Genomic DNA, 8,061 nt, shown 5'->3' on the forward strand with positions numbered 1-8,061 from the left:
GCGCCGCCTCGCTCTCAACCTCCTGCGCGCCGACACCGCGAAGGGATCCATCCGCGCCAAAATCAAGCGCGCCGCATGGAACGACACATACTTGCTCAGCCTCATCAGCCAAATGCGATAGCCCTGCCCGGGCGGGAGAGGGACAGGGTGAGGGATCAGGTTCTTCCGGAGAGGTCGCATCCCTCACCCCAACCCTCTCCCGCACGGGAGAGGGGGTTCGTCGCGACCTGCATGGAAAGATGTGCGAACGCCGCAGATCAGACGGCCGCGTCCCAGGTCTCGCTGATGGGATTCGCCCCACGCACCAGCCGCGCCCGCAGCACGATGTCCCCCGCCGGCATCGGCTGGGGCGGTTGCCACTCCACGTAGATGCGCCAGCCGCCGGTCTGCGGCACGAAGTTGGCCACCGGCTCGTGCAGCGTGCCGGCGCTGGCCGAGACCTCCGCGGCGACGGCCTCGTCCGGACCCTTCGGGAGCGACGGACCCTCGAAATCGATCATGTAGAGGCGCCGCTCCGGCCTCGGCGGGACGGTCGGGCGCAGGCGTTCGGCCGAACCGAACCGGGTCTCGGTGACCCGGGCGAGCGCGGGCTGCGGGATCGCGTCGGCCGGCTCCGCCCCCACGGTGGTCAGGCCGTAGGCGAGACGCAGGGCCGTGCCCGGCCGCACCGGATCGGCCGGCGCGAAGGCCGCAACGATGTTGTCCATGTACTCTTCGTCCGAGGGGATCTCGTAGAGCTGCACGGCGCCCTCCGCGAAGGCGTCGCCGCGATCGGGGGACACCCACAGGCCGGGCCGGGCCTCCTGGCGCGCCTCCACGTCCAGATAGGCGGCAAAGCTCCGCTCCCGCTGCAGCAGCCCGAACCCTGCGAGGGGCTTGGCCGCGAAGGCCGAGATCTGCGGCTGCCGGCGGCCGTTGACCAGCGGCCGCCACAGCCGGTCGCCCGGGGTGGCGACGGAGAGCCCGTTGGAATCGTGCACCTGCGGGCGGAAGTCGTCGAACGGCTTGGCGCCCCGGGCGCCGGGCCCGTTCTGGCCGTACAGGAACATGCTGGTGAGCGGCGCCAACCCGAGCCGCGGAATCGTGGTACGCGGATGGAGCGACGCGGTGACGGCGATCCGCGCCGGGTCCCCGGGGGTGATCACGAACCGGTAGGCGCCGGACACGCTCGGGCTGTCGAGGAGCGACAGCACGGTCAGGCTGCGCGCCTCCGGCTCCGGCTCGCACAGCCAATGGGCGACGAAGTCGGGAAACTCTTCGCCCTCCGGCGCACCGGTGCCGATTGCGAGCCCCCGCGCCGAGAGCCCGTATTCCTGGCCGGCCGCGCGCAGCCGGAAATAGGAGGCGCCGAGAAATACCAGAAACTCCTCCTGGAAGCCTTTGGGCCGCCAAGCCGGCGTGTCCGGGAAGGCGTAGTGCAGGCGGAAGCCCGCGAAGCCGAGATCGGCCGGAAAACCCTGGCCGGCGAGCCGCCCGCCGAGGTCGAACATCCGGCTCTCGTACGGGATCGGCCGGGCCGGGCCACTGCGCGGCTGGAGGTAGAGCGCCACGCGCTTGCGCTGCAGGAAGCCGCGGTGGAACAGCTGCGCACTGAAATGGCGGCCCAGCGGCACCCCCTCGGACGGCCGGAAGACGATGCTCCGGTAGCCGTCGTAATCCAGCCCGGTCAGCGCGGGCGGCAACTCGCTGGGCGGGGCCGCGTAGGGGGCGGCGGCCAGGCGCTCGGCCTGGGCCGACAGGGTCTCGAAGGTCATCGCGGCGTCCTGAGAAGCCCCGGAGACCGGTCCCTGCGGCTGAAGCGCCGGTCCGGCCCATGTTCGGGCGCCATTCAGATCTATAGCGCTAGGTAGAATACTGCCGGCAGCCGCGGTCAGGGCCGTCCTGAGAACGCTGCGTCGGGAGGGGGGATCGATCCGTTCGGCCTCCGGCTGCCTGTGCGGCCGGGTCGGCTGCGTGTCCTCGCCCCGCATATCGGTGTCCACGCTCATCGGTTTCCGCCCGTACGCGGCGCGGCGGCCGACAGGCTTCCACGGTCGAGTTTCTCGCGCCATGTCCTCACGCGTCCCCTCCTCACGCGTCACCGCCTCCGCCGAGCGGCCGCACCGGAACGCCCGTCCGGGCCTTCCCGATCCCCAGCCTGTACGGACCGTCGCGGTCCCGCCCGAACCCGAGGCCTGGGCCGGTCGCCGCCGGGCCCTGCTGGCCCGGCGCCTCGCCCTGGCGGTCCCGAGTCTCGCCACCGCGGGCGGTCTCGCATGGCTGGCTGCCACCGCCTACCCGGCCGGCGGCAGCCCGCTGGCCTGGACCCTCCTGGTCCTGTTCGGCCTGGTGATGGGCTGGCAGGGTTTCGTGGCCTGCCAATACGTCTACGGGCTCGTGGCCGCGCTCCTGGGCGACCGGGCGAAGTCGGTGCTGGAGCGCCGCGCCGAGGCCGCCCAGGCGCCCTCCGCCGGCTCCGGCCGGACCGCCGCCGTGGTGGCGATCCACGCCGAGGACGCGGTGGCGGTGTTCGCCCGGCTCCGGGTGATGGCCCGCTCGCTGGCGCGCGAGCAGGCGCAGGGCTGTGGGAAAGCCATCGACATCTTCGTCCTGTCGGACACCCGGGACGGCGCGATCGCGGCCGTCGAGGAGCATGAATTCGCCCGCATCCTGGCCTGGGCGGAGGCCGACCCGGCCCTGCCGCGGATCCGCTACCGCCGCCGGACCGAGAATACCGGCCGCAAGGCCGGCAACATCGGCGCGTTCTGCCGCAGCCACGGCGCGGAATACGCCTACATGATCGTCCTCGACGCCGACAGCCTGATGACCGGCGCCGCCATGACCCGGCTCGTGGGCCTGATGGACGAGAGCCCCCGCACCGGCCTGATCCAGACCGTCTCGTACGCGGCCGGCCGGGACACCCTGTTCGCCCGGATCCAGCAATTCGCCGTGCGCCTCTACGCGCCCCTGGCCCTGCGCTGCCTGGAGACCTGGCAGGGCCCTGAGGGCAGCTACTGGGGCCACAACGCGATCCTGCGGATCGAGGCTTTTGCCGAGAACGCGCAACTCCCGGTCCTGCCGGGGCGGGCGCCGCTCGGCGGCGAGATCCTGTGCCACGACATCGTCGAGGGCGCCCTGATGGTCCGGGCCGGCTGGGAGGTTCGCCTGCTGCCCGAGATGGGCGGTACCTGGGAGGAGATGCCCACGAACCTCGTCGACCTGCTCGGCCGCGAGCGCCGCTGGTGCCAGGGCAACCTGCAGCACCTGCGCGTCCTGCCCTGGGCCGGGCTGCACGCCGCCAGCCGCTGGCACCTCGCGGTGGGCATCCTGGCCTACGGCATGCTGCCGCTCTGGATCGCCTTCCTGGGCCTGGCCTCCTGGCAGGCGGCCCGCATCGGCGACCTCGGCCTGCTCGCCTACGGGCTGACCGGCCACGGCGCCGCCGCCCACGGCCTCGCCGCCCTCAGCCTCGCCGTGCTGGCGCTGCCCAAGGTCCTGAGCCTCGGCCACGTCCTCGCCTCGCCCGAGCGCCGGGCGGCGTTCGGCGGGACCCGGGCGCTGCTGGCGAGTGCCGCCCTCGAGCAGGCCGCGTGGGTGATCCTGTGGCCGGTGCTGACCCTGTTCACGGCCGGCGCCGTGGTCTCGACCTTCCTGGGCCGGGTGGTGCGCTGGGAGACCCAGGACCGCGACGACCGGGAGGTCTCCTGGTCGGAGGCGTTCCGGCTCCAGGCCGACGCCGTCGTGGTCGGGGCGCTGATCGCCTTCGCCCTGGTCTGGGCCGGCGATGCCTGGCTCGGCCTGTGGCTGGCGCCTTTGGCCCTCGCGCTGCTGGCGAGCCCGGCCCAGAGCGTCTGGACCAGCCGGGCCGATCTCGGCCGCGCCGCCCGGGCCCGGGGCCTGTTCCTCACCGCCGACGACACCGCGCAGGCGCCGGAGCTGGCCGAGCTGAGCCAGATCCGCGGCCTCCCGGCCGCCGCGCCGGCTCTCGTCCGCGCAACGCCCCTCGAGCCCGCGATCTGGCTCGCCGCCGACGAGGCGTGAGCTTCGGGCTGGATAAACACCGCGCCGATGGCCCGGCATGAAGTCGCCGAGGCACGCAGTGACCCCGTGGTTCTGCTCCCCGATCGGCAAGCCGACGTCGGCAGAGCAAATCGCTTTGTCATTCCGGGGCGCCGCAGGCGAGCCCGGAACCCAGAGCCGCCGACGGTGCAAGATCGTGAGCTCGGCGGTTATGGATCCCGGGCTCCGCCGCGCGGCCCCGGGATGACACGCAGGGTGTTCGAACGTCCGTGTAAGGCGCGCCTCGATCGGGACCAGCAATGTCCCATGCGGTTGCCTCGATGCCCGCCGACACGCGCGACCGCCCTCGTCCATCCCCCGCGCTTATGGCCAAGCTGCCACAGTGTTGCCATCGAGTCACGGAGGGGCGGAACCGGCCGAGCGGGGCGGTTTGAGGCTTGGTTTTGGGACGCGAGCGTTTACCCCTTGGCGAGGATCGGCACGGCATCGTGCCCCGGTAATTCGCTGCGTTCCCACTCCATTTCGCGCCTGCCCCGAGAGGCTTTGATGCGTCGTTTCCTTCCCGCCCTCGTCGGGCTCTTCGGCGCGGTCGCCTGCACCGCGCCGGCGTTCGCCTACGAGATCGACCCGCTGACCCGTCAGCCTCTGAACGATGCGCTGTCCGTGCGGGTGCGCCCGCAGGCCATCGAGACCGTGGCGGTGCCGGTGGCCAACGCCTCCCTCAACCCGGCCGACCCCATGGACGCGGCGGTGCCGCAGATGTCGGCGATCCCGCGCGAGACCGTGGCGTATAGCGGCCCCTACGGCGCCGGCACGATCGTGGTCTCCACGGCCGAGCGGCGGCTCTATTACGTGATGGGCGGCGGCCAGGCCCTGCGCTACGGCGTCGGCGTCGGCCGTCCGGGCTTCACCTGGGGCGGCGTGCAGACCATCACGATGAAGCGCGAGTGGCCGGATTGGCGTCCGCCGTCGACCATGCTGCGCCGCCGGCCAGACCTGCCGCGCTACATGAAGGGCGGCCTCGAGAACCCCCTCGGCGCCCGCGCCATGTATCTCGGCGGCTCGATCTACCGGATCCACGGCTCGAACGAGCCGGAGACCATCGGCACCGCCGTCTCCTCGGGCTGCATCCGCATGACCAACGACGACGTCACCGACCTCTACACCCGCGCCAAGGTCGGCACGAAGGTCATCGTACAGCGCTGATTTTTTGGGACTTTTCGTTCAGGGCCGGCCGCGAGGTCGGCCCTTTTGCGTTCAGGCCTCGGGCATTGTCACAAGCGCATCGGGGCGCTTCACCTCGATCTCGATGAACGCGATCGGATGCTCCGACCCGTTCATGACGTCGTGCCGGATCCCGGCCGGCCGCATGTAGGATTGCCCGGCCGCCAGCAGGGTCTCGCTGACCGCCGCGCCGTCATGGACGCGCAGCACGCCCTCGACCAGCATCACCACGAAATACGGCCAGCCGTGCTCGTGCCAGCCGGTCACCGACCCGGGCGGAAAGTCCCAGCGGGTGATCCGGACCGTGGCGTCGTCCTGCTGGATCGTGGGCACTGCGGGGATCGTGCAGGTGAAGGCCATGGTGACTCCGAGGCTGGCGGGACGTCCGGCTCGCACCGAACGTCCAAAGATTAGGATGCGATCGCCGGCCGAAGCGCCGGTCAGATCTGAACGCCCGATCGGCCCGACCGCGCGTCACGGCGCTCCCGGCATCGAGGAGGGGGCACGGGCACCATGGCGGATTCCGATGATGACGACTTCGTCTTCGGAAGCCTCGTAGAAAATTAAATACGGGTAGGGTCGCACTGCGATGCACCGCAGATTTTTTAGGCTCGTCAACCGGCCGCTTCTCGGCTGATCCATAAGGAAATCGAGGACAATCTGGATCCGGCCCTGAATGCGTCGTGCCCCTTGAGGCGATGCCTGCGCGATCTCCGAGAGCACACGCTCAAGTTCCGCCGCCGCATCCGCAGTAAAGCGCAGTCTCAAAGCCCGTGCTTCGCCCAGATCGCCCGGATCTGCTCATCCGAAGCGAAATCACGCCGCTCCGCCTGGGCGCGCGAGTTCGCGAAAGACGCTTCTTCCTCCGGGCTGATCCGGTAGACAGGCTCGTCCTCGCCGGCGAGGCGCAGGAGGACGCCGGCCAGCTCGTCCTGGGTTTCGGAGGGCAGCATGCGCACGCGCGCGATGGCTCGGTCGAGAAGCTCCGTCATGCCGTCATCGTGCGTCGGAATCATTGCCGAGAGAAGTCGTCATGGCGCGGAAGCTGCCGGCTTTCTGACCAGTCGACCTCAATGGCAGCCGCACGAGCCCGAGCCGCAGCCCCCGGTCTGCTTCACCGGGGCGGTGCGCGCGGTCTCGCGGTCGAGTCCGCGCTCGGACAGTTCGGTGAGGTAGGTCTGCCAGCGGGATTCGTAGTCGCGGCCCAGCGTGTGGAGATAGCTCCAGCCGTAGATCCCAGTGTCGTGCATGTCGTCGAAGCCGAGCTTGACCGCGTAGTTGCCGATCTGCTCGACGGCCAGGATCGCCACGGCGCGCTTGCCGCCGATCACCTTGCGCTCCAGGGGCGAATGCCCCTGCACCTCGGCCGACGGGCTCGACACCCGCAGGTACTCGGCCGGCAGGGCGAAGCGCGCTCCGTCCTCGAAGGCGACGTTCAGCACCCGCCGGTCGGCCGACAGGCGGATCTCGGTCGGCCACAGATCCTCGTTCACGGGTCACACTCCTCAAGCATTCCGGGGCCGCGGCCCGGGGTCGGCTTGCCCACGACCGTATCGGGCATCATATGCTCAATCATGCTCGATGACATCTCCAGCACGCCGCAGGGGTTTTCGGCCGAGGCGCCCCGCGCGCCGAGTCCCGCACCGCTGATCGACCCGTTCCAGCGGGCGATCTCCTACCTGCGCATCTCCGTGACGGATCGCTGCGACCTGCGCTGCGCCTACTGCATGTCGGAGACCATGCAGTTCCTGCCCAAGCGCGACCTGCTGACCCTGGAGGAGCTGGACCGGCTCTGCGGCGTGTTCATCGCCCGGGGCGTGCGCAAGCTGCGGATCACCGGCGGCGAGCCGCTGGTCCGCCGCGACATCATGCACCTGTTCCGCCGCCTGTCGCGCCACCTCGATTCGGGCGCGCTGGACGAGTTGACGCTGACCACCAACGGCACGCAGCTCACGCGCTACGCCGCCGAGCTGGCGAGCCTCGGGGTGCGCCGGATCAACGTGTCCCTGGATACGCTGGACCCCCAGAAGTTCCGGGCGATCACCCGGCGGGGCGACCTGCCGGTGGTGCTCGACGGCATCGCAGCCGCGCGGGCGGCCGGCATGAAGGTCAAGATCAACGCGGTGGCGCTGCGCGACGTCAACGCCGACGAGATCCCCGACATGATCGCCTGGGCCCACGGGCTCGGCATGGACATGACGCTGATCGAGGTCATGCCGCTGGGCGAGATCGAGGCCGACCGCACCGACCAGTTCCTGCCCCTGTCGGTGGCCCGGCAGCGCCTGGAGAGCCGCTACACCCTGACGCCGCTCTCCGACCGCACCGGCGGCCCGGCGCGCTACGTCCGGGTCGAGGAGACCGGCGGCAAGCTCGGCTTCATCACGCCGCTGACCCACAATTTCTGCGAGAGCTGCAACCGGGTGCGCCTGACCTGCACCGGCCAGCTCTACCTGTGCCTCGGCCAGGAGGATTCGGCGGACCTGCGGGCGGTGCTGCGCGCCTCCCCAGATGACGCCGTGCTGGCCGCCGCCGTGGTCGAGGCGATCACCCGCAAGCCCAAGGGCCACGACTTCATCATCGAGCGCCAGCGCCCGGCCGCCGTGCCGCGGCACATGAGCGTGACGGGGGGGTAGCGCGCGGACACTCCGCCCCGCAGGGCGACGATGGTCCCACATCGGCCGGTGCAGGCCGCGACGCGCCCCCTCTCCCGTGCGGGCTAACGGATTCACACATCGCAGTCCGGATGGTTCTAGGCCGCAAGAGAACCCTATCCAAGGACAGCACGCGCCTTCCCTCCCCCCTCTGCGGGGGAGGGTGGCCCCCGGAGGGGGTCGGGAG

At 70.9% G+C, this 8,061-nt stretch carries 8 protein-coding genes and 1 pseudogene; 4 read left to right on the plus strand and 5 right to left on the minus strand.

The genetic code is table 11. The annotated features are described in order from the left end of the window. Positions 1-121 (plus strand): annotated as a pseudogene (locus tag FV233_RS31400) (ISAs1 family transposase); the annotation flags it as partial. Positions 122-257: 136 nt separating this feature from the next. Here FV233_RS31400 and FV233_RS26755 read toward each other — a convergent pair. Beyond that, entirely contained in the window at positions 258-1,754 is a 1,497-nt protein-coding gene (locus FV233_RS26755; RefSeq protein WP_147899317.1) for a glucan biosynthesis protein, read from the minus strand. Between the two features lie 295 nt (positions 1,755-2,049). On the opposite strand from FV233_RS26755, the gene mdoH reads away from it, so the two are divergent. Together mdoH and FV233_RS26765 are read left to right on the plus strand one after the other, a co-directional pair. After that, a complete protein-coding gene (mdoH, locus tag FV233_RS26760; protein WP_147899318.1) occupies positions 2,050-4,020 on the plus strand; it encodes a glucans biosynthesis glucosyltransferase MdoH in 1,971 nt (656 codons plus the stop codon). 525 nt (positions 4,021-4,545) lie between these two features. After that, positions 4,546-5,205 carry a L,D-transpeptidase gene (locus FV233_RS26765; protein WP_147856557.1) on the plus strand — a complete coding sequence of 220 codons (660 nt, stop codon included), beginning with the start codon at positions 4,546-4,548 and terminating at the stop codon, positions 5,203-5,205. A gap of 51 nt (positions 5,206-5,256) precedes the next feature. Here FV233_RS26765 and FV233_RS26770 read toward each other — a convergent pair whose 3' ends face one another. The 4 genes from FV233_RS26770 to FV233_RS26785 form a co-directional block, all read right to left on the minus strand. Then, positions 5,257-5,583: a cupin domain-containing protein gene (locus FV233_RS26770; RefSeq protein WP_147856556.1), complete on the minus strand. Its 327-nt coding sequence runs from the start codon at positions 5,581-5,583 to the stop codon at positions 5,257-5,259. A gap of 114 nt (positions 5,584-5,697) precedes the next feature. Beyond that, on the minus strand, positions 5,698-5,991 hold the full coding sequence (locus FV233_RS26775) for a type II toxin-antitoxin system RelE/ParE family toxin (RefSeq protein WP_281408051.1): 294 nt from the start codon (positions 5,989-5,991) through the stop codon (positions 5,698-5,700). Next, positions 5,988-6,215: a hypothetical protein gene (locus FV233_RS26780; RefSeq protein ID WP_147856555.1), complete on the minus strand. Its 228-nt coding sequence runs from the start codon at positions 6,213-6,215 to the stop codon at positions 5,988-5,990. Before FV233_RS26780 ends, FV233_RS26775 begins: the two co-directional genes overlap by 4 nt. Before the next feature lie 78 nt (positions 6,216-6,293). Continuing rightward, positions 6,294-6,716 carry a DUF971 domain-containing protein gene (locus FV233_RS26785; RefSeq protein WP_147856554.1) on the minus strand — a complete coding sequence of 141 codons (423 nt, stop codon included), beginning with the start codon at positions 6,714-6,716 and terminating at the stop codon, positions 6,294-6,296. 81 nt (positions 6,717-6,797) lie between these two features. On the opposite strand from FV233_RS26785, the gene moaA reads away from it, so the two are divergent. Continuing rightward, positions 6,798-7,856, plus strand: coding sequence for a GTP 3',8-cyclase MoaA (moaA, locus tag FV233_RS26790; RefSeq protein WP_187277863.1), 1,059 nt, complete (start codon positions 6,798-6,800; stop codon positions 7,854-7,856). The last annotated feature ends 205 nt before the right edge of the window (positions 7,857-8,061 follow it).

The organism is Methylobacterium sp. WL7 (assembly GCF_008040085.1).
In the GTDB taxonomy this organism is placed as follows: domain Bacteria; phylum Pseudomonadota; class Alphaproteobacteria; order Rhizobiales; family Beijerinckiaceae; genus Methylobacterium; species Methylobacterium mesophilicum.

Coding starts and splice junctions, on each gene's coding strand:
- FV233_RS26755 (WP_147899317.1), bottom strand. CDS start 1,754: ATGACCTTCGAGACCCTGTCGGCCCAGGCCGAGCGCCTGGCCGCCGCC.
- mdoH (WP_147899318.1), top strand. CDS start 2,050: ATGTCCTCACGCGTCCCCTCCTCACGCGTCACCGCCTCCGCCGAGCGG.
- FV233_RS26765 (WP_147856557.1), top strand. CDS start 4,546: ATGCGTCGTTTCCTTCCCGCCCTCGTCGGGCTCTTCGGCGCGGTCGCC.
- FV233_RS26770 (WP_147856556.1), bottom strand. CDS start 5,583: ATGGCCTTCACCTGCACGATCCCCGCAGTGCCCACGATCCAGCAGGAC.
- FV233_RS26780 (WP_147856555.1), bottom strand. CDS start 6,215: ATGACGGAGCTTCTCGACCGAGCCATCGCGCGCGTGCGCATGCTGCCC.
- moaA (WP_187277863.1), top strand. CDS start 6,798: ATGCTCGATGACATCTCCAGCACGCCGCAGGGGTTTTCGGCCGAGGCG.